18 protein-coding genes are annotated in these 19,420 nt (G+C 71.1%); 7 read left to right on the top strand and 11 right to left on the bottom strand.

Annotated elements, in window-relative coordinates:
• Positions 1–140: 140 nt before the first annotated feature.
• Genes CQ047_RS04965 through CQ047_RS04940 form a run of 6 tightly spaced genes read left to right on the top strand, consistent with a single transcriptional unit; the run spans position 141 to position 7,881 of the window.
• A complete protein-coding gene (locus CQ047_RS04965; protein ID WP_105673176.1) occupies positions 141–230 on the top strand; it encodes a potassium-transporting ATPase subunit F in 90 nt (29 codons plus the stop codon).
• On the top strand, positions 230–1,909 hold the full coding sequence (gene kdpA, locus CQ047_RS04960) for a potassium-transporting ATPase subunit KdpA (RefSeq protein WP_105673175.1): 1,680 nt from the start codon (positions 230–232) through the stop codon (positions 1,907–1,909). The genes CQ047_RS04965 and kdpA overlap by 1 nt, the downstream gene beginning before the upstream one ends.
• Position 1,910: 1 nt before the next feature.
• Positions 1,911–4,049, top strand: coding sequence for a potassium-transporting ATPase subunit KdpB (gene kdpB / locus CQ047_RS04955; RefSeq protein WP_105673174.1), 2,139 nt, complete (start codon positions 1,911–1,913; stop codon positions 4,047–4,049).
• 12 nt (positions 4,050–4,061) lie between these two features.
• Positions 4,062–4,664, top strand: a complete 603-nt coding sequence (gene kdpC, locus CQ047_RS04950) for a K(+)-transporting ATPase subunit C (protein ID WP_105673173.1) — start codon at positions 4,062–4,064, stop codon at positions 4,662–4,664.
• A 26-nt stretch (positions 4,665–4,690) separates the two neighbouring features.
• Positions 4,691–7,213, top strand: a complete 2,523-nt coding sequence (locus tag CQ047_RS04945; protein ID WP_105673242.1) for an ATP-binding protein — start codon at positions 4,691–4,693, stop codon at positions 7,211–7,213.
• Positions 7,210–7,881 carry a response regulator gene (locus CQ047_RS04940; protein ID WP_105673172.1) on the top strand — a complete coding sequence of 224 codons (672 nt, stop codon included), beginning with the start codon at positions 7,210–7,212 and terminating at the stop codon, positions 7,879–7,881. The genes CQ047_RS04945 and CQ047_RS04940 overlap by 4 nt, the downstream gene beginning before the upstream one ends.
• A gap of 791 nt (positions 7,882–8,672) precedes the next feature.
• Here CQ047_RS04940 and CQ047_RS04935 read toward each other — a convergent pair.
• A complete protein-coding gene (locus CQ047_RS04935; RefSeq protein WP_223587269.1) occupies positions 8,673–9,251 on the bottom strand; it encodes a VanZ family protein in 579 nt (192 codons plus the stop codon).
• 45 nt (positions 9,252–9,296) lie between these two features.
• Entirely contained in the window at positions 9,297–9,857 is a 561-nt protein-coding gene (locus tag CQ047_RS04930) for a TetR/AcrR family transcriptional regulator (RefSeq protein ID WP_105673171.1), read from the bottom strand.
• Positions 9,858–9,951: 94 nt separating this feature from the next.
• On the opposite strand from CQ047_RS04930, the gene CQ047_RS04925 reads away from it, so the two are divergent.
• Positions 9,952–10,794, top strand: coding sequence for an alpha/beta fold hydrolase (locus tag CQ047_RS04925; RefSeq protein ID WP_105673170.1), 843 nt, complete (start codon positions 9,952–9,954; stop codon positions 10,792–10,794).
• Between the two features lie 108 nt (positions 10,795–10,902).
• On the opposite strand, the gene CQ047_RS04920 is transcribed toward CQ047_RS04925, so the two are convergent.
• The 9 genes from CQ047_RS04920 to CQ047_RS04880 all read right to left on the bottom strand — a co-directional run bounded on the left by CQ047_RS04920 (position 10,903) and on the right by CQ047_RS04880 (position 19,321).
• Positions 10,903–11,868 carry a siderophore-interacting protein gene (locus tag CQ047_RS04920; protein ID WP_105673169.1) on the bottom strand — a complete coding sequence of 322 codons (966 nt, stop codon included), beginning with the start codon at positions 11,866–11,868 and terminating at the stop codon, positions 10,903–10,905.
• On the bottom strand, positions 11,858–12,658 hold the full coding sequence (locus tag CQ047_RS04915; RefSeq protein ID WP_105673168.1) for an ABC transporter ATP-binding protein: 801 nt from the start codon (positions 12,656–12,658) through the stop codon (positions 11,858–11,860). The genes CQ047_RS04920 and CQ047_RS04915 overlap by 11 nt, the downstream gene beginning before the upstream one ends.
• The gene (locus CQ047_RS04910; protein ID WP_219844590.1) at positions 12,655–13,716 is read right to left on the bottom strand and encodes an iron chelate uptake ABC transporter family permease subunit; all 1,062 of its coding nucleotides are present in this window, start codon (positions 13,714–13,716) and stop codon (positions 12,655–12,657) included. The genes CQ047_RS04915 and CQ047_RS04910 overlap by 4 nt, the downstream gene beginning before the upstream one ends.
• Entirely contained in the window at positions 13,713–14,768 is a 1,056-nt protein-coding gene (locus CQ047_RS04905) for an iron ABC transporter permease (protein WP_223587273.1), read from the bottom strand. The genes CQ047_RS04910 and CQ047_RS04905 overlap by 4 nt, the downstream gene beginning before the upstream one ends.
• 32 nt (positions 14,769–14,800) lie before the next feature.
• Positions 14,801–15,844 carry an iron-siderophore ABC transporter substrate-binding protein gene (locus tag CQ047_RS04900; RefSeq protein WP_105673167.1) on the bottom strand — a complete coding sequence of 348 codons (1,044 nt, stop codon included), beginning with the start codon at positions 15,842–15,844 and terminating at the stop codon, positions 14,801–14,803.
• A 168-nt stretch (positions 15,845–16,012) separates the two neighbouring features.
• Positions 16,013–16,216 (bottom strand): cold-shock protein, encoded by a 204-nt coding sequence (locus tag CQ047_RS04895; RefSeq protein WP_017831237.1) that lies wholly within the window; start codon positions 16,214–16,216, stop codon positions 16,013–16,015.
• 108 nt (positions 16,217–16,324) lie between these two features.
• On the bottom strand, positions 16,325–17,401 hold the full coding sequence (locus tag CQ047_RS04890) for a Dyp-type peroxidase (protein ID WP_105673166.1): 1,077 nt from the start codon (positions 17,399–17,401) through the stop codon (positions 16,325–16,327).
• Positions 17,394–18,050 carry a hypothetical protein gene (locus tag CQ047_RS04885; protein WP_146114269.1) on the bottom strand — a complete coding sequence of 219 codons (657 nt, stop codon included), beginning with the start codon at positions 18,048–18,050 and terminating at the stop codon, positions 17,394–17,396. The genes CQ047_RS04890 and CQ047_RS04885 overlap by 8 nt, the downstream gene beginning before the upstream one ends.
• A complete protein-coding gene (locus CQ047_RS04880; RefSeq protein WP_105673164.1) occupies positions 18,047–19,321 on the bottom strand; it encodes a right-handed parallel beta-helix repeat-containing protein in 1,275 nt (424 codons plus the stop codon). Before CQ047_RS04880 ends, CQ047_RS04885 begins: the two co-directional genes overlap by 4 nt.
• Positions 19,322–19,420: the final 99 nt, after the last annotated feature.

Genomic DNA, 19,420 nt, shown 5'->3' with positions numbered 1-19,420 from the left:
CCGTAGGGGAACCGTGAGGATCGCGGCGGCGCCCCTCGCACAGGAGTTTGATCGACTCTCGTGCTCGACATCATCTACATCGCGCTGACTCTCGCGCTGTTCGCCCTCGTCTCCCTCGTGGCCAAGGGGGTGGAACGACTGTGATCTTCTTCGAGATCGCCGCCGCGGCTCTCGCCGTGGCCGCCGTCGTCTACCTCGTGGTCGCCCTCGTCGCCCCGGAGAAGTTCTGATGGGCGGGGAGATCTGGTTCGGCGTCGCACAGGCGGTCGCCGTGGTCGTGGTGCTCGTGCTGCTGTACCGCCCGCTGGGCGACTACATGGCGCACGTGTTCAGCACCCCCAAGGATCTGCGCGTCGAGCGCGGCATCTACCGCCTGATCGGCGTCGACTCCTCGTCGGAGCAGACGTGGCGGGCCTACCTGCGGGGCGTCCTCGCGTTTTCGGTCGTCGGACTCCTCCTCGTCTACGGCCTGCAGCGGCTCCAGGCGTTCCTCCCCGAATCGCTCGGCCTTCCGGCCGTGCCGGAGGGACTCGCGTTCAACACCGCGGCATCCTTCGTCGCCAACACGAACTGGCAGTCGTACTCCCCCGAGACCACGATGGGCTACACCGTGCAGCTCGCCGGTCTCGCCGTGCAGAACTTCGTGTCGGCCGCGGTCGGCATCGCCGTCGCCGTCGCACTCGTGCGCGGATTCGCCCGCCGCGGCTCCACGACGATCGGCAACTTCTGGGTCGACCTCATCCGCGGGCTCGGACGCATCCTGCTCCCGATCGCACTGATCGGCGCCGTGGCCCTGATCGCCGGAGGGGTCATCCAGAACTTCGCCGGCTTCACCGACGTCACCACGGTGTCCGGGGGTGCGCAGACGATCCCCGGAGGCCCCGTCGCCTCGCAGGAGGCCATCAAGCTCCTCGGGACGAACGGCGGCGGCTTCTTCAACGCGAACTCCGCGCACCCCTTCGAGAACCCCACCGGGTGGACGAACCTGCTGGAGATCCTGCTCATCCTCGCGATCCCGTTCGCACTCCCCCGCACGTTCGGACGCCTGGTCGGCGACGACCGGCAGGGGTACGCGATCGCCGCGGTCATGGGCACGATCTTCCTCGTCTCCACCTTCGCGCTCTCGGCACTGGAGCTCGCCGGTCGCGGCAGCGCCCCGGAGCTCGCCGGCGCGGCGATGGAGGGCAAGGAGCAGCGCTTCGGCATCCTGGGCTCCGCCCTGTTCGGCAGCGCGTCGACCCTCACCTCGACCGGGGCCGTGAACTCGATGCACGACTCCTACACGGCGCTCGGCGGCATGATGCCGATGCTCAACATGATGCTCGGCGAGGTCGCCCCCGGCGGCGTCGGCTCTGGTCTGTACGGGATGCTCGTGCTCGCGATCATCGCCGTGTTCGTCGGCGGTCTGCTCGTCGGCCGCACCCCGGAGTACCTCGGCAAGCGCATCGGCCCGAGGGAGATCAAGCTCGCCAGCCTGTACATCCTGGTCACGCCGACCCTGGTGCTCGCCGGCACCGCGCTGAGCTTCGCGATCCCCGCCGTCAGGGCGGACGTCGAGGCCACGAGCATCTGGAACCCCGGGGTGCACGGCATGAGCGAGGTGCTCTACGCCTTCACCTCCGCCGCCAACAACAACGGCTCGGCGTTCGCGGGGCTCACCGCGAACACCCCGTGGTTCAACACGGCGCTGGGCATCGCGATGCTGCTCGGCCGGTTCCTCCCGATCGTGCTCGTGCTGGCGCTGGCCGGCTCGCTCGCCGCTCAGCAGCACGTGCCGGAGACCTCCGGCACCCTGCCCACCCACCGGCCGCAGTTCGTCGGCCTCCTCATCGCCGTGGCGGTCATCGTCACCGCGCTCACCTACTTCCCGGTGCTCACCCTGGGCCCGCTCGCCGAAGGACTCGTCTGACATGACGCTCATCACCACACCCGCAGAACACACGGATGCCGCGGCATCCGCTCCCGCCCCGAAGCCGCGCTCGTTCAGCTGGGGCCAGCTCGTCGAGGCGCTGCCCGGCGCCCTGCGCAAGCTCAACCCCGCGTCTCTCGTGCGCAACCCCGTCATGCTGCTGGTCTGGGCCGGCGCCGCGTTCACGACCGTGCTCGCGATCGCCGAGCCGTTCCTGGGCGGCCCTGCCGAGTCCGGCGGCACGGCGGTGCCCCCGATCTTCACGTGGGGCATCGCGATCTGGCTGTGGTTCACGGTGCTGTTCGCGAACGTCGCCGAATCGGTCGCCGAGGGGCGCGGCAAGGCCCAGGCGGCCAGCCTGCGCAAGACGCGCACGAGCACCATGGCCCGTCGCGTCGCACACTACGACCAGGCGACGGATGCCGCGGCCGAGCGCTCCGAGATCGTCGAGGTGTCGTCGGCCGAGCTGCAGCGCGACGACGTCGTGATCGTCACGGCGGGCGAACTGATCCCCGGCGACGGCGACATCGTCGCGGGCATCGCGACCGTGGACGAGTCGGCGATCACGGGCGAGAGCGCCCCGGTGATCCGCGAATCGGGCGGCGACCGCAGCGCCGTGACGGGCGGCACGCGGGTGCTGTCCGACCGGATCGTCGTGCGCATCACCTCGAAGCCCGGCGAGACCTTCGTCGACCGCATGATCGCGCTCGTCGAGGGTGCGAGCCGTCAGCGCACGCCCAACGAGATCGCGCTGAACATCCTGCTCGCGAGCCTGTCGATCGTGTTCGTCGTCGTCGTGCTCGCGCTCAACCCGATCGCGTCGTACGCGGCGTCTCCCGTCAGCATCCCGGTGCTGATCGCCCTGCTCGTCTGCCTCATCCCGACCACCATCGGCGCTCTGCTCTCCGCGATCGGCATCGCGGGCATGGACCGCCTCGTGCAGCGCAACGTGCTGGCGATGTCCGGTCGGGCCGTCGAGGCCGCGGGCGACGTGACGACGCTGCTGCTCGACAAGACCGGCACCATCACGTACGGCAACCGTCGTGCGCACGAGGTCCTGCCGCTGCCCGGCGTCGACGCCGACGAGCTGCTGCGGGTCGCCGCGCTGTCATCCCTCGCCGACCCCACCCCCGAGGGCGCGTCGATCGTCGAGCTGGCGACGGCGCGAGGCATCCGCGTCGCCGAGCCCTCGGACGCCGTGGTCGTGCCGTTCACGGCGCAGACCCGCATGTCGGGGCTCGACCTCGTCGACGGCACGCAGATCCGCAAGGGCGCAGGCTCCGCTGTCGCCGCATGGCTGGGCGGGACGGCGGATGCCGAGCTCACCCGCCTCGTCGACGGCGTCGCGCAGAGTGGCGGGACCCCGCTCGTCGTCGCCGTGACCGCAGCCGACGGCGACGCCCGCATCCTCGGCGTCGTGCACCTCAAGGACATCGTCAAGGACGGACTCCGCGAGCGCTTCGACGAGCTGCGCAGCATGGGCATCCGCACCGTCATGATCACGGGCGACAACCCCCTCACGGCGGCGGCCATCGCGAAGGAGGCCGGTGTCGACGACTTCCTCGCCGAGGCCACCCCCGAGCAGAAGCTCGAGCTGATCCGCCGAGAGCAGGAGGGCGGACGCCTGGTCGCGATGACCGGCGACGGCACGAACGACGCCCCCGCGCTCGCTCAGGCCGACGTGGGCGTCGCGATGAACACCGGCACCTCGGCCGCGAAGGAAGCCGGCAACATGGTCGACCTCGACTCCGACCCGACCAAGCTCATCGACATCGTCCGCATCGGCAAGCAGCTGCTCATCACGCGCGGCGCGCTCACGACGTTCTCGCTCGCGAACGACATCGCGAAGTACTTCGCGATCATCCCCGCGATGTTCATGGGAGTGTTCCCCGGCCTCGCGGCGCTCAACGTGATGCAGCTGCACTCACCGGCATCCGCGGTGACCAGCGCGATCATCTTCAACGCCATCGTGATCGTCTTCCTCATCCCGCTCGCCCTCCGCGGCGTCGCCTACCGGCCGGCGAGCGCATCGCAGATCCTGCAGCGCAACCTGCTGATCTACGGACTCGGCGGCGTCATCGCGCCGTTCATCGGCATCAAGCTCATCGACCTCGTCGTCAGCCTCATCCCGGGCTTCTGAAAGGCGCACACCATGTCCTCCACCCGCACCGCCCTGCGCACCACCGGCGTCGCCGTCCGTGCCATGCTCGTCCTCACCCTCCTCCTCGGCGTCGGCTACACGCTCCTCGTCACCGGCATCGGCCAGCTGCTGCTGCCCTGGCAGGCGAACGGCTCCGCGCTCCCCGGCGACAAGGGCAGCGCCCTCATCGGGCAGTCCTTCACGGATGCCGACGGCAACGCCCTGCCGCAGTACTTCCAGTCCCGCCCGTCGGCCGCCGGCGACGGCTACGACGCGGGCGCGTCCAGCGGCAGCAACCTGGGGCCGGAGAACCCCGACCTCGTCGCCGCGATCCAGGAGCGCAAGACGGCCATCGCCGAGCGCGAGGGCGTGGATCCGGCGCAGGTGCCGGCCGACGCCGTGACGGCATCCGCCTCCGGTCTCGACCCGCACATCAGCGTCGCCTACGCCCTGCTGCAGGCGCCCCGCGTCGCCGCGGCGCGCGGACTCTCGGAGCAGGAGGTCACGGACCTCGTGGAGTCTAGGATTCAAGGGCGGGATCTGGGATTCCTCGGCGAGGAGCGCATCAACGTCGCCGAGCTCAACCTCGCACTCGACGAGCGGGAGAGCGAATGACGCCAGAGCGGACGGACCGCGAGCGGATGCCCCGCCGCGGTCGTCTTCGCGTGCTGCTCGGCGCCGCGCCAGGAGTCGGCAAGACCTTCGAGATGCTCGCCGAGGGCCGGCGCCTGCTGCAGGAGGGCCGCGACGTCGTGATCGCGGTCGTCGAGACCCACGGCAGGGCGGCCACCCTGGCGCAGACGATCGGCCTCCCCGAGATCCCCCGGCGCACGGCAGTGCACCGCGGCGTCGAGCTCACCGAGCTCGACCTGGAGGCGGTGCTCGAGAGGTCGCCCGAGATCGCCCTCGTCGACGAGCTCGCCCACACGAACATCCCCGGCTCCGCTCATCCGAAGCGCTGGCAGGACGTGGATGCGCTGCTCGACGCCGGCATCGACGTCATCACCACCGTCAACGTGCAGCACATCGAGTCGCTCAACGCGGTCGTCGAGAAGATCACGGGCATCGCCCAGCAGGAGACACTGCCGGATGCCGTGGTCCGCGGCGCCGACGAGATCGAGGTCGTCGACCTCGCGCCGCAGTCGCTGCGGGACCGGCTCTCCGCGGGCCTCGTCTACCCCGCCGAGCGGATCGACGCGGCCCTGTCGAACTACTTCCGGCTCGGCAACCTCACGGCACTCCGCGAGCTCGCGCTGCTGTGGCTCGCCGACGAGGTCGACAGCGCCCTGCGCACCTACCGCGCCGAACAGGGCATCGAGGGCACCTGGCAGGCCCGCGAGCGCGTCGTCGTCGCGCTCACCGGCGGCCCCGAGGGCGAGACCCTGCTGCGCCGCGGCGCGCGCATCGCCGCACGTTCGGCCGGAGGCGAGCTGCTCGCCGTGCACGTCACCGCCCAGGACGGACTCCGCGACGAGACCCCCGGCGCCCTCGCCGCCCAGCGGTCGCTCGTCGAGTCGCTCGGCGGCAGCTTCCACCAGATCATCGGCGACGACATCCCCGGCACGCTCGTCGAGTTCGCGCAGGGGGCGGACGCCACGCAGCTGGTCATCGGCGTCAGCCGGCGCAGCCGCCTCACCGCCGCCCTCACGGGACCGGGCATCGGCTCGGAGATCATCCGCCGCTCCGGCGACATCGACGTGCACATCGTGACCCACGCCGCCGCCGGCGGACGGGTCGTGCTGCCCCGGCTCAAGGGCGGAGCGCTCGGCTGGCGCCGAGAGGCCCTGGGCTTCGCCACCGCCCTCGTCTTCGGCCCGCTGCTCTCCTGGGTGATGTTCACCTTCCGCAGCCCGGAGTCGATCACCGCCGAGGTGCTCGCCTACCAGCTGCTCGTGGTCGTCGTCTCGCTGGTCGGCGGTCTGCGTCCGGCGGTGTTCGCCGCCGTGCTCTCCGGGATCACGCTGGACTTCCTCTTCGTCGCGCCGCTGTTCACCATCACGATCGCCCACCCGCTGCATGCCCTCGCGCTCAGCCTGTACGTCGTCATCGCGATCCTGGTCAGCCTCATCGTCGACCAGGCCGCCCGCCGAGCACGCACGGCCCAGCGCGCCGCCGCCGAAGCCGAGCTGCTGGCCGCGGTCGCCGGCAACGTGCTCCGCGGAGACAACGCCGTGCTCGCCCTGGTCAGTCGCACGCGCGAGGCGTTCGGGCTGAGCGGCGTGCGATTGCTGTCGCCGGAGGGCGAGTTGCTGGCCAGCGACGGCGAACCCGTGGCCGACGGCCGGGCGACGACCGTACCCGTCGGGCTGACCGTCACGGGAGCGCCGCGGGCCCTCCTGGAACTCAACGGCGCTCCGCTCGACGGCCCGGAGCGGCGACTGCTCGACGCCATCGTCGCGCAGCTGTCGGCGGCGATGGAGCACACCGACCTGCGCGCGACCGCCCGTGAGGCCGAGGCGCTGGTCGAGACCGATCAGGTGCGCAGCGCCCTGCTCTCCGCGGTCAGCCACGACCTGCGCCGTCCGCTCGCCTCGGCGGTCGCGGCGATCGGCGGGCTCCGCGGGGCGCACGAGCTGTCGGCATCCGACCGCGACGAGCTGCTCGCCACGGCCGACGAGAGCCTCGCCACGCTGTCGACCCTCGTGACCGACCTGCTCGATGTGAGCCGCGTGCAGGCGGGGGTGCTCGCCGTGTCGGCCACGCGGATGGATGCCGCCGGCACCGTCCTCGCCGCGGTCGACGAGCTGGGCCTGGGGCCGGCAGATGTCGAGCTCACCCTCGACCCCGACCTTCCCGCGCTGTACGCCGACCCCGTGCTGCTCCAGCGCGTGATCGTGAACGTGCTCGCCAACGCCCGCCGCCACTCGCCCGACGACACCAGGGTGATCATCTCCACCAGCGCCCTCGGCGACCGCGCGGAGATCAGGGTCATCGACCGCGGAGACGGCGTGCCCGTCGAGCGCCGCGACCGCATGTTCCAGCCCTTCCAGCGCTTCGGCGACACGGACAACACGACCGGCCTCGGCCTCGGTCTCGCCCTGTCGCGCGGGTTCACCGAGGGCATGGGCGGTAGCCTGACACCCGAGGACACCCCTGGAGGCGGACTCACGATGGTCATCTCCCTGCCGCTGGCCGCAGGACTCCCCGAGCCGGAGACGGAATGAAGCTTCTCATCGCCGACGACGACCCGCAGATGGTGCGGGCGCTGCGGATCACCCTCGCCGCCCACGGATACGAGGTCGTCGTCGCCCCCGACGGGGCCGCGGCCATCGCCGCCGCCGCCCAGACCCACCCCGACCTCATCATGCTCGACCTCGGGATGCCGCGGCTCGACGGCATCGAGGTGATCCAGGCGCTGCGCGGCTGGACGAACGTGCCGATCATCGTCGTCTCCGGGCGCACCGGCTCGGCCGACAAGGTCGAGGCGCTCGACGCCGGAGCCGACGACTTCGTCACCAAGCCGTTCCAGGTCGACGAGCTGCTCGCGCGGCTGCGGGCGCTCTCCCGCCGCAGCGTGCCCGCGGGCGGCGAGTCGACCGTCGGCTTCGGCGACGTCGTCGTCGACCTGGCCACCAAGACGGTCACGCGCGCCGGTGCGCGGGTGCACCTGACCCCGACGGAGTGGCGGATGCTGGAGCACCTGTCACGGCATCCCGGCGCCCTGGTCACGCGGCAGGACCTGCTGAAGGAGATCTGGGGCAGCGAGCAGGTCTCCGACTCCGGGTACCTGCGGCTCTACATGTCACAGCTGCGCAAGAAGCTCGAGGCCTCCCCCGGTGCGCCGGAGCACCTGCTCACCGAGTCCGGGATGGGCTACCGGCTCGTGCTCTGAGGCCGTTTCTCGTCTGAAGCGGCCTCATCGTGCGCCCGAGATCCGGAAGATCGCCCGAGATCCGGATGCTCAAGCCGACGGCATCCGCATCTCGAGCCATCCGCCGGATACCGGGCGGCCTGCAGCGGGTCGAGCGCTCCAAAAGATGCCGGGCCGCGAGAGGGCAGCGCCGCGTCTCCCCTGCACCCGAGATCCGGAGAATCGCCCGACATCCGGATGCTGAGGCCGACGGCATCCGCATCTCGAGCCATCCGCCGGACACCGGGCGCGACCTACGGCGGGTCGAGCGGTCCAAAAGATGCCGGGCCGCGAGAGGGCAACGCCGCGTCTCCCCTGCACCCGAGATCCGGAGAATCGACCGACACCCGGATGCTGCGGCCGACAGCATCCGGATCTCGAGCCATCCACCGGACACCGGGCGCGACCTGCAGCGAGTCGAGCGGTCCAAAAGATGCCGGGCCACGGGAGGCAGCGCCGCGTCTCCCGTGCGCCCGACATCCGGAGAATCGACCGACATCCGGATGCTGCGGCCGACGGCATCCGGATCTCGAACCATCCACCGGACACCGGGCGCGACCTGCGGCGGTTCGAGCGGTCCAAAGGTGCCGGGCCGCGGGAGGGCAACGCTGCGTCTCCCCTACGCCCCAGATCCGGAAGAACGACCGACATCCGGATGCTCGGGCCGACGGCATCCGGATCTCGAGCCATCCGCCGGATCCCGGGCGGCCCCTCGGCGGACCCGGGGCACCGGAGCACCGGCGCACCGGACAGTGCGTCCGGGCGGGGAGAACCTATGCCGCGGATGCCGGCGCCGCAGCGGGAGCCCAGTGGAAGCGTTCGATGACACCGGAGAGCCCGGGAACGCGATACAGGCCGAGCAGCAGCAGGTAGCCGAGCATCCCGCCGGCGACGTTGGAGAGCAGGTCGTTGACGTCGGCGATGTGCCCTCCGGCGAAGTACTTCTGCGCCGCCAGCTGGATCAGCTCGATGCCGAGGCTCGTGCCGACCACCGCCAGGAGCACCTTCCCCCACGTCGGCTTCGCGAGAAGCAGCGGGACGAGCATCCCGAGCGGCACGAACACCGCCACGTTGATCAGCGCGTCCTCGATCTCGTAGTCGGCGAAGGGGATGAGCGCGAGTCCGGGGGTCCAGTCATCCGGGCCGATGATGGGGTTCACGAAGATCGGGAAGACCGTGTTCCCGACGATGCCGGCGGCGTACACGGCCAGGGCGGCGGCCACCAGCGCCCGCGGAACGGAGAGCAGCCGCTTCGCCACGAGGCGCCACAGCAGCAGCCCGAAGATCACGATGCCGAGGGGGATGACCACCGGCAGCACCGGAACCTGAACCTGCTCATAGACGCCTTGCACGATCGTCAACGCTAGCCGACTTCGTATGTGAGGTTTCCGAAGGCGCTACGCCATCGCGGCGTCGATGAGGACCTCGGCTGCTCCGCGCGCCTGCACGGCGACCTGCGGATCGGCGGAGATCGCCGCGGTGCTCTGGGCGCCCTCGGCGAGGATCGAGAGCTGCGCGGCGAGGGATGCCGGGGCGCCCGCCTCGACGACGAGGCCCGTCATGTACGCCTGGAACGAGGCCTTGTGCTCGCGAACGATCGTCGCGACCTCGGGGTTGGTGCCGCCGAGCTCGCCGAACGCGTTGATGAAGGCGCAGCCGCGGAAGTCGCCGGTGCAGAACCAGTCCTCCAGGTAGCCGTAGACCGCGAGCAGCCGGGCACGCGGATCCGTGCCGGCATCCGCCACCGCCGCCGCCAGCGACGACTCCCACTCGCGGTGCTTGCGCTGCAGCACCGCGGCGACGATGTCGTTCTTCGCGGGGAACAGGGCGTACAGCCGCCGCAGCGACACGCCGGCGGCAGCGCGGAGCTCGTCCATGCCGACCGCCGCGTAGCCCTTGCGGTAGTAGAGCTCCTCGGCAGCGGAGAGGATGCGCTCGCGGGCGTCGTCTTCGGTCATGCCCCCAGTGTACTTGACATGAGAACGATCGTTCTCTAGATTGGAGCACATCGAGCGAGAACGATCGTTCTCACCGAATCGAAAGGACACGATCATGGGTTACATCACCGTCGGACAAGAGAACAGCACCCCGATCGAGCTGTACTACGAAGACCAGGGAGCAGGCCAGCCGGTCGTGCTGATCCACGGCTACCCGCTCGACGGCCACAGCTGGGAGCGCCAGACCCGCGAGCTCCTCGCCCAGGGCTACCGGGTGATCACCTACGACCGCCGCGGCTTCGGCCAGTCCTCGAAGGTGAACTCCGGCTACGACTACGACACCTTCGCCGCCGACCTCAACACGGTCCTCGAGACCCTCGATCTGCGCGACGTCGTGCTCGTCGGCTTCTCGATGGGCACCGGAGAGCTCGCCCGCTACGTGGCGCGCTACGGCCACGAGCGCGTCGCGAAGCTCGCCTTCCTCGCCTCGCTCGAGCCCTTCCTCGTGCAGCGCGACGACAACCCCGAGGGCGTCCCGCAGGAGGTCTTCGACGGCATCGAAGCCGCCGCCAAGGGCGACCGCTTCGCGTGGTTCACCGACTTCTACAAGAACTTCTACAACCTCGACGAGAACCTCGGATCGCGCATCAGCGAGCAGGCCGTCACCGGCAGCTGGAACGTCGCCGTCGGCAGCGCCCCCGTCGCCGCCTACGCCGTGGTCCCGGCGTGGATCGAGGACTTCCGCGGAGACGTCGACGCCGTGCGCGCGGCCGGGAAGCCCACGCTGATCCTGCACGGCACGAAGGACAACATCCTCCCCATCGACGCGACCGCCCGTCGCTTCCACGAGGCCGTGCCCGCGGCCGACTACGTCGAGGTCGAGGGCGCCCCGCACGGGCTGCTCTGGACCCACGCCGACGAGGTCAACGCCGCTCTGAAGGACTTCCTCGCGAAGTGATCGGATGCCGCGACGGCGCCCCCGTCGCGGCATTCCCCAGGTTGCACGCCCGGTCCCGTCCTTCGCGGATCGACGACCGGGTGTGCGACCGGAGCGGAGGAGGGCGGCTCAGCCGCGCATCGCGACGCCGCGGCGCCAGTAGCCCATGAAGGCCACCTGCCCGCGGTCGACGCCGAGGTCCTTCACCAGGTGCCGGCGCAGCGTGGTGACGACGCCGCTCTCGCCCGCGATCCAGAAGTAGCGATCGGCCGGCGCATCGGCCGCGGCGATCTCCTCGCCGAGGCCGGAGTAGTCGGGGGTCTCCCACAGGAGATCCTCGCCGTCGATGTCCTGCACCTCGAGGGCCGACGGGGCGTCGCCGAGATGGGTGAGGACCGCGGGCATCAGCGCCGATCCGTGCAGCTCGCCCTCGGCCCGGGGCAGCCAGGTGACCTCGACGCCCGAGGGCGCATCGATCGAGAGGATGTCGGATGCCGTCGGCACCTCGATGAACGCGGTGCCGCGGAGCTCGCGCGGGGCGTCCTCCAGGATGCGGGCGATCGCCGGCGCCGCGGTCTCGTCTCCGGCCAGCAGCACCGACCTCGCGGTGCCCGGCGCGAACTCCGCCCCGCCGTGCACGCTCGCGGGGATGCCGCGACGCGGCCCGACGATGAACACCGGCTGGCCGACCTCGGCGGAGCTCGCCCACGTCGACGCGGGGCCGGTGAGGCCGGGCTCGAGATGCAGCACGAAGTCGACGACCACCTCGGTGCCGGCATCCGTCACCCTCAGCTCGCGCACGGAGTAGGTGCGCATCGATCCGCGCTCCTCCTCCGGCACGGCGAGGTAGGAGCCCCACCAGTCGTCGGAGTCGCGGTCGATCGCCGGGATCGCATGCGGCGCGGGCGGGAAGATGATCTTGATCCGCGCGTCGAAGACGTCGCCGGGCGTGCCGAACTCGTCGAGATCCTCGCCGCCGAAGGTGATCCGCACGAAGTTCGGCGACACCCGGTCGACCGCGCGCACCTCGGTCAGGGCGAGCGCGTAGGTCGGACGGGCCTTGGTCTCTGCAGCGGTGGTGGTCTCAGCGGACATGATGCCTCCCGATGGGTGTGACGAGCGGTGTCCCCGACACCGGGTCGATGGTGACGTGGTTGGCGAGCCCGAAGACCTCGCGGACCAGCTCGGCGGTGACGACCTCGTGCGGGGTGCCGACGGCGTGCACGCGGCCGTCCTTCATGGCGACGAGCTCGTCGGCGTAGCGGGCGGCGAGGTTGAGGTCGTGCAGCACCATCACGATCGTGGTGCCGCGCGAGACGCTGAGGTCGGTGAGCAGATCGAGCACCTCGACCTGATGGGCGACGTCGAGGAAGGTGGTCGGCTCGTCGAGCAGCAGGATGTCGGTCTCCTGCGCGAGAGCCATCGCGATCCACACGCGCTGGCGCTGCCCGCCGGAGAGCTCGTCGACGCTGCGGTCGGCGAGCTCGGTCGTTCCGGTCGCGGCGAGGGCGTCGGCGACCACCTCGTAGTCGTGCGCGGTCCAGCGCGACAGCATCCTCTGGTGCGGATGCCGGCCGCGTCCGACGAGGTCGGCCACGGCGATCCCCTCCGGAGCGACGGGCGACTGCGGCAGCAGCCCGAGGACCCGTGCGACCTCCTTGGTCGGCCGCGCGTGCAGGGACGTGCCGTCGAGCACGATCTGCCCCGAGGTCGGCGAGAGCAGGCGCGCCAGCGCGCGCAGCAGCGTCGACTTGCCGCATCCGTTCGCCCCGACGATCGTGGTGATCCTGCCGGGGGCGATCTGCAGATCGAGCCCGTCGATGATGGTGCGGTCTCCGTAGGCGAGGGTCACGGCCTCCGCCGACAGGGTGTGCGCCTCGGTCACAGGGAGCCTCCCGAGCGGTTGGTGCGGATGAGCAGGTAGATCAGGTACGGAGCGCCGAGCACGCCGGTGATGACGCCGACCGGGTAGCGCTCCCCGAAGGCGAACTGGCCGATCAGGTCGCCGCCGAGCACCAGCACGGCGCCGACGAACGCGCTCGGCAGGAGCAGGTTCGCACCGGGCCCGGTGAGGCGGGCGGCGATGGGACCCGCCATGAACGCCACGAAGGCGATCGGCCCCGTGGCCGCGGTGGCGAAGGCGAGCAGCGCGACCGCGCCGAGGATGAACAGCAGACGGGTGGGGGTCACGCGCACGCCGAGCCCCGCGGCCGAGTCGTCGCCCAGCTGCATCGCGCCCATCGCCCTGCCCTGCAGGAGCATGAGCGGCAGGATCACCGCGGAGGCGATCGCGAGGGGGATGACGCGCTCCCAGGAGGCGTTGTTCAGGCTGCCCGTGAGCCACTGCATCGCCGTCTGGATGTCCCACTGCGCCGCCCGCGACAGCAGATACGAGATCACGCTCTGCAGCATGGCCGCGACGCCGATCCCGATGAGGATCAGCCGGGTGCCCGCGAAGCCGCCCTTGATCGACAGCAGGTAGATCGCCCCGGCGGTGAGCAGCGCCCCGCCGAGCGCGAGCAGCGAGACCGCCGGCCCGCTCAGCGAGAGCACCACGATGCCGATGACCGCAGCGGCTCCCGCACCGTCGGCGATGCCGATGATGTCGGGGGAGGCGAGCGGGTTGCGCAGGAGGGTCTGGAAGCAGACCCCGGCGATGCCGAACGCGAACCCGGCGAGCACCGCGAGCACCGAGCGCGGCAGCCGCAGCTCGCCGACGGTGAACGAGGCGCCGGGGACCGTCTGCCCGAGGACGACGCGCACGACCTCGCTCGGACCGTAGAAGGTGTTGCCCACCATGAGCGCGACGGCCAGCAGCGCGAACACCAGGGCGCCCAGCGCGATCGTCGTGCGCGCGTGCCTGCGGTGGCGGGAGCGGCGCCCCGCGATCACGGCGGCGGCACGGTCGGTCGCGGCGAGCACCGCGGTCTCGGTGGCGGTCACAGTTCACGCACCTTCTGGCGGCGGACGATCCAGATGAAGAAGGGGGCGCCGATGACGGCGGTGATGATGCCGACCTGGATCTCCTCGGACGAGGGGGCGATCACGCGGCCGATGACATCGCTCGCGAGCAGGAGCGCGGAGCCGGTGAGAGCCGAGAAGGGCAGGAGCCAGCGGTGGTCGGTGCCGATGAGCATCCGACACGCATGGGGCACGATGAGGCCGACGAAACCGATCGGACCCGCGATCGCCGTCGCCGCGCCCGCGAGGATCACCGCACCGAGCGCCGAGACGAGTCGCGTGCGGAACACGTGCTCGCCGAGACCGGCGGCCATGTCGTCGCCGAGGGCGAGGGAGTTCATGCCCCGCGCGCTGGCGATGCAGATCAGCGCGCCCGCCGCGAGCACGGGAGCGGTGATCGCGATGCGCGGCCACTCGGCGCCGCCGACGCCGCCGACCTGCCAGGACTGGAACGCCGGGAGCAGATCGACGCGGGGCAGCATGATCGCGCTGATGAGCGAGGCGAACGCCGCCGAGGTGGCGGCGCCCGCGAGAGCGAGCTTGAGCGGCGTCGCTCCGCCGCGGCCGAGTGAGCCGACCGTGTAGACGAAGGCGGCGGCCGCCGCCGCGCCGACGATGGCGAGGGCCATCTGCCCGTACGGCTCGGTGAGACCGAAGAACGCGAGGCCCACGACCACAGCGAGAGCGGCGCCGTTGGTGACGCCGAGGATGCCGGGGTCGGCGACCGGGTTGCGGGTCACGGCCTGCATCGCCGCGCCCGAGAGAGCGAGGGCGGCGCCGACGAGGATCGCCAGCACGGTGCGCGGGACGCGCTTGACGATGGCGGCCTGCGAGATCGTCTCATCGTGCCCGGAGAGCGCGGCGAGGATGTCGGACAGGCCGACCTCGCGCACCCCGAAGGACACGGAGAGGATGCCGAGCACGACGATGAGTGCGACGCCGGCGAGGAGCCAGGCGGTGCGCACCACGACCGGGCGCCGCAGGTCTGCGGCGCCCGGTCTCCCGCTGGTCGCGGTGGTGATGGTGGAGCTCACGATGAGGTCGTTCCGCCGGCGCGGACCCGATGTCAGCTCGCGGCGAGCGGCTTCGCCAGCACGGCGAGGTAGTCGTCGAGACCCCACGGGATCGACAACGGCGACGGGTTGGCGGATGCCGCGAGCGGCGTCGCGTCGCCGAGCACGGCGATGCGCCCTTCGGCGATGGCGGGGATCTTCGACAGCAGCGGGTCGGCCTGGAGCACGGGGATGATCGACTCGTCGCCGTAGACGACGAAGACGTCGACGTCCTGGAACTTCTCCGCCTCCTCCGAGCTCACCGTCTGGTAGAACTCGGTGCTGTCGGCGCTCTCCTCGACGATCGAGGGGTACGGCAGTCCGAGGTTGTCGTGCAGGTAGCCGGGGCGCGTGTCGACGGCGTTGTAGAAGCCGATCTGGCTGAGGTCGGACGCGTCGATGTAGGAGAACAGCAGCTTCTTGTCCTTGAGCACGCTGTGCGCCTCGAGCGCGGCATCCGCCTCGGCCTTCAGATCGCCGATCAGCTTCTCGCCCGACGTGGAGAGGCCGATGGCCTTCGCGTCGAGACGGATCATGTCGTCGATCGAGGTGCCCCACGCGACGTCGGGGTAGGCGACGACGGGCGCGATCTTGGAGAGCGTGTCGTACTGCTCCTGCGTCAGACCGGAGTATGCGGCGAGGATCACGTCGGGCTTGGTGTCGGCGACGGCCTCGTAGTCGATGCCGTCGGTCTCGTCGAACAGCACGGGGGTGTCGGCGCCGAGCTCGTCGAGCTTGTCCTCGACCCAGGGCAGCACGCCGTCGCCGTCGTCGTCACCCCAGGTCACCTTGGCCATGCCGACGGGCACGATGCCGAGGGCGAGCGGGACCTCCTGGTTGGACCAGGCGACCGTGGCGACCCGCTCGGGCTGCTTCTCGATCGTGGTCTCGCCGTAGGCGTGGGCGATGGTCACGGGGAACGTGCCGTCGGCGACGACTCCCGAGGAGTCGGCGGAAGACGTGGGCGCGCCTCCGGTAGTGGTGGATCCCGCACAGGCGGTGAGGCTCAGGGCGAGCGCGGCGGCGGCGCCGAGGGCGAGGAGACGGGAGGTGCGCACAGGCGTTCCCTTCGGTTCGGGTGAGGGGGCGTGGCGCTGTTCGCGCCGGAAGGCTTTGGTAAGCCTGGCCTAACCTAACACAAACGTTTAGGTCACCCTAACTCCCCCGTAACGCAGAAACCGGCCGGACCCGTGAGGGTCCGGCCGGTTCAGGAAGTCAGCGCGCGCTCAGAGAGCGCGGATGTTCGCCGCCTGCATGCCCTTGGGGCCACGCTCAGCGTCGAATTCGACCTTCTGGTTCTCGCGGAGCTCCTTGAAACCGGAGCCGGCGATAGCCGAGTAGTGGGCGAAGAGGTCGTCCGAGCCGTCATCAGGAGCGATGAAGCCGAAGCCCTTCTCCGCGTTGAACCATTTCACAGTGCCAGTGGCCATGTGTTTCTACTTTCTGTTGAAATGACCGCTTTCGCAGTCTGCGCCGCGGCGGAACATCCACCGCGCGCGCTCCGTCACCGTACCACGCCCGGCTGACAGTCTGCTCGTTCATTCCCCCGGGACGAAGAAGCAGCCCGAGGCGTCCGTGGTCGTGGCCGCCATCAGGTCGTCCATCTCGTCCATCCGGCGCTGCGTCATCACGAAGGTCTGCGGGTCGGACAGGAAGGCGATGAACACCAGACCCGCCCCGCTCGGCGGGTCGAAGCTGTAGCTGCGGCGCAGCATCAACGGGCGTCCGATGTGCGACGGGTGCGCACGGCGCGCGTGACTCGCCGCCGGGGTGAGCAGCCTCCCGTCCGCGGTCTTCGCGAACAGGTCGACCTCGTCGTCGGGGCCGCCGCCCGACAGCGGGGCGCCGGTGTCGCGCGAGCGCCCGACGGCCTGCTCCTGCGCAGCCACGGGCTGCGCGGTGAACGACGCGGAGATGAGCATGCGGCGGACCACCAGGTGCGTGTCGCGGTGGACGGCATCCGTCCAGACCCCGGCCTCGCGCAGCTCTGCCGTGCGCGGGTTGACGATCCCGTCGATGAAGCCGGTCGAGGTCCGCGCCGTGCCGTGCGGGGTGGGGGCGTCGCGGTAGCCCGCCTGCTGCCACACGATCCTCGCGCCGAGAGCCGCGACCACCGCGTCCGCGGCATCCCGCGCTCCGGATGCCGTCTCGGCGCACACCTGCACCGCGAGGTCTCCTCCCGTCACGATGGCGGGATCGTCGTGCGCGAACGCGGGGAGCTCGGATGCCGCGGCGGCGCGCTCCGGCCACAGCGTGAGCGCGTGCGCCGGGGCGTAGCCCACGGTCACCGTCACCTCGCCGGCATCCGGCGGGGACTCGACGCGCGACGCGGCGGCGACCAGCGCGGGGAGAGCGGCCGACTCCACCCCGTCGAGGGCGAGGACGCGCAGCGCGAGGTGCCGTTGCGGCACGTCGGGGAAGGTGATGCCGGGGCGCCGGTCGGCGTCCGGCGCCGGCGATGCGGATGCCGTCGGGGCTCCCTCCGCGGTCGATGCGTCTCCGTCGACCCCGCGCAGCAGCCAGCCGGTCGCGCCCGCGGCGACCGCGGTCCCTGCGGCGACGGCGGCCCCGACGAAGAACCCGCGGCGGGTGGGCCCCGTTCCCTCGTCAGCCATCTGCGTCCCCGAGCTCCAGCCCGGCCGGTCGCGGAAGCGGCGCGTCGTCGGTGAGGAGGATCACGAGGCGCTCGTCGTCTCCGGCATCCATCCGACGCAGCCGTCCGTCGCCGTCGAGCCAGAGCCTCGTCACCGCCTCGCCCCCGCCGTCGACGCTCGGCAGCCGGAACACCTGCTGCTGCTCGCCGTCCACCTCGACCTCGCCGAGGTGACGCGCATCGGACTGCCGCAGCAGCTGCGCGTTCTCGGGCCGGTCGGCGGCGAGCGCGAAGACCACCGACAGCGCGGAGTCGAGGGCGGCCTCGCTCTGCCACTGTCCGTCGACCTGCCGCAGGAACGCCGTGGGCGAGAACGCCACGGTCTCCTCCACGGCCAGTGACGAGGGCCCGCGGAGCATGACACCCCACGCGGCGTGGGCCACCGGATCGAGGGTGACCTCGTACTCGCGGTGATCCACGTCGTCATCCGCGAGCATGCTGATGTGCAGCACGACATCTCCCCGGCTCGCGACCTGGAACCGCGTCTGCGCGAGCAGCTCCGACTGTGCGACCGTCAGCGGCTCGCCCTCGTCGGACAACCCGACCTGGCACCCGGTCAGGAGCAGCACGGATGCCGCGACCGCCGCGACGGCGGCGAGCATCCGTCTCACGACCCCGACTCCGCCAGAAGATCGGCCGATGGCACGGACACGGCGCTGAGATCGGGCATCTCGACCGTGCGCGGCAGCGTGCGGGGCGTGTCGTCGACGTCGTCGAGTCCGGGGCGCTGGGGCGGCAGGGCGACCTTCGAGAACATGATTCCCGCCGGCCCCGGCGCCTGCGTGAACGAGCCCGGAGCCGTCGCGCATCCGCTCAGCCCCGCGGGAACGGTCGTCGCGGAGGCGTCCAGGGTGAAGCAGTTGTCCGAGCCCGCGGCCCGCTCGTTCGGCGCGAAGGCGACGTCGAGAGCGTTCCCCGCGAAGACGTCACCCGCGAGAGAGGTGCCGGTGGGGGCGAAGTCCTCCGACGACGTCACCCACACCCCGGCCGCGCTGTGCCCCGTGATGAGGTTCGCCGTGACGACGGCATCCACCGTCCCGCCGAGTCCGACACCGACGCCGAACGCGCCGCCCGCCTGCTCCGGCGTCTGCGCCTCGTTGTTGTCGGCGATCACGTTGCCGACGATCTGCACGCCCGCGGTCGGCCCGTGCGCCTCGAGGTAGTTGCTGAGCACGCTGATGCCGATGCGGTTGCGCACGATCCTGTTGCCGGTGATGACGACGCCCGACGCGTTGGCGAGCTCGAGCCCCGCGGCGTTCATCGTGATGACGTTGTCCTGCACGAGCGCTGCGCACTGCTCGCACTGACCCACGTAGATGCCCGAGTCCGAGCCGCCGCTGGCGAGGTTCTCGCGGATCACCCCGTCGGTGCGGTTGAAGGCGTAGATGCCGTACAGGCCGTTGTTGTTCGCCGTGACCCGCTGCACCAGGTAGCCGGGCACCGGCGGCGGGCTCTGATCGGGGAGGTAGCCGTCGGGGCCCCGCGCGATGCCCGCGCCGTTATCGTCGGTGACACCCGTGATGAGAACGCCGTTCTGCAGGAAGTTGCGGACGGTGAGGTTCTCGACCGTGATCCGCTCCCCCGTGCCGACGACGCCGTTGCTGCGGGTGAGCTCGCCGTCGAGGATCACCGCATTGCGGTCCTCGCCCCGCACGGTCACGTCGTCGCCGCGCACGTCCAGGCTCTCGGTGTAGGTGCCGGGGGCGATCAGGATGATGCCGCCGTCGGCGACGAGCGCGCCGGCATCCGTCAGCGACGCGTCCTGCGGGACGCGCACGACGTCCTTCTTCTCCTGGGGATCGGGGGACGCTCCGGCCGCGCAGCCGACGAGGGATGCCGCAGCCAGGAGCACTGCCACCAGGACGGGGGCGACTCTCTTCACGTGAGCACGCTACCGGCGAGGACGCGACGCCTCGGGCGCCACACCGGCCTGTGACCCCCGAAAGGGGTCACAGAGCTTGAGCGCTGATCGGGAACTCGC

This window comes from Microbacterium sp. MYb72, assembly GCF_002979415.1.
GTDB lineage: Bacteria > Actinomycetota > Actinomycetes > Actinomycetales > Microbacteriaceae > Microbacterium > Microbacterium natoriense.
The sequence above is the reverse complement of the archived record's forward strand: the minus strand, read 5'-3'. Positions and strand labels throughout refer to the sequence as shown.

Bases quoted from the DNA above. Each gene is read 5' to 3' on its own strand.
- kdpA (WP_105673175.1), top strand. From the start codon at position 230: ATGGGCGGGGAGATCTGGTTCGGCGTCGCACAGGCGGTCGCCGTGGTC.
- kdpB (WP_105673174.1), top strand. From the start codon at position 1,911: ATGACGCTCATCACCACACCCGCAGAACACACGGATGCCGCGGCATCC.
- kdpC (WP_105673173.1), top strand. From the start codon at position 4,062: ATGTCCTCCACCCGCACCGCCCTGCGCACCACCGGCGTCGCCGTCCGT.
- CQ047_RS04945 (WP_105673242.1), top strand. From the start codon at position 4,691: ATGCCCCGCCGCGGTCGTCTTCGCGTGCTGCTCGGCGCCGCGCCAGGA.
- CQ047_RS04940 (WP_105673172.1), top strand. From the start codon at position 7,210: ATGAAGCTTCTCATCGCCGACGACGACCCGCAGATGGTGCGGGCGCTG.
- CQ047_RS04930 (WP_105673171.1), bottom strand. From the start codon at position 9,857: ATGACCGAAGACGACGCCCGCGAGCGCATCCTCTCCGCTGCCGAGGAG.
- CQ047_RS04925 (WP_105673170.1), top strand. From the start codon at position 9,952: ATGGGTTACATCACCGTCGGACAAGAGAACAGCACCCCGATCGAGCTG.
- CQ047_RS04920 (WP_105673169.1), bottom strand. From the start codon at position 11,868: ATGTCCGCTGAGACCACCACCGCTGCAGAGACCAAGGCCCGTCCGACC.
- CQ047_RS04895 (WP_017831237.1), bottom strand. From the start codon at position 16,216: ATGGCCACTGGCACTGTGAAATGGTTCAACGCGGAGAAGGGCTTCGGC.
- CQ047_RS04890 (WP_105673166.1), bottom strand. From the start codon at position 17,401: ATGGCTGACGAGGGAACGGGGCCCACCCGCCGCGGGTTCTTCGTCGGG.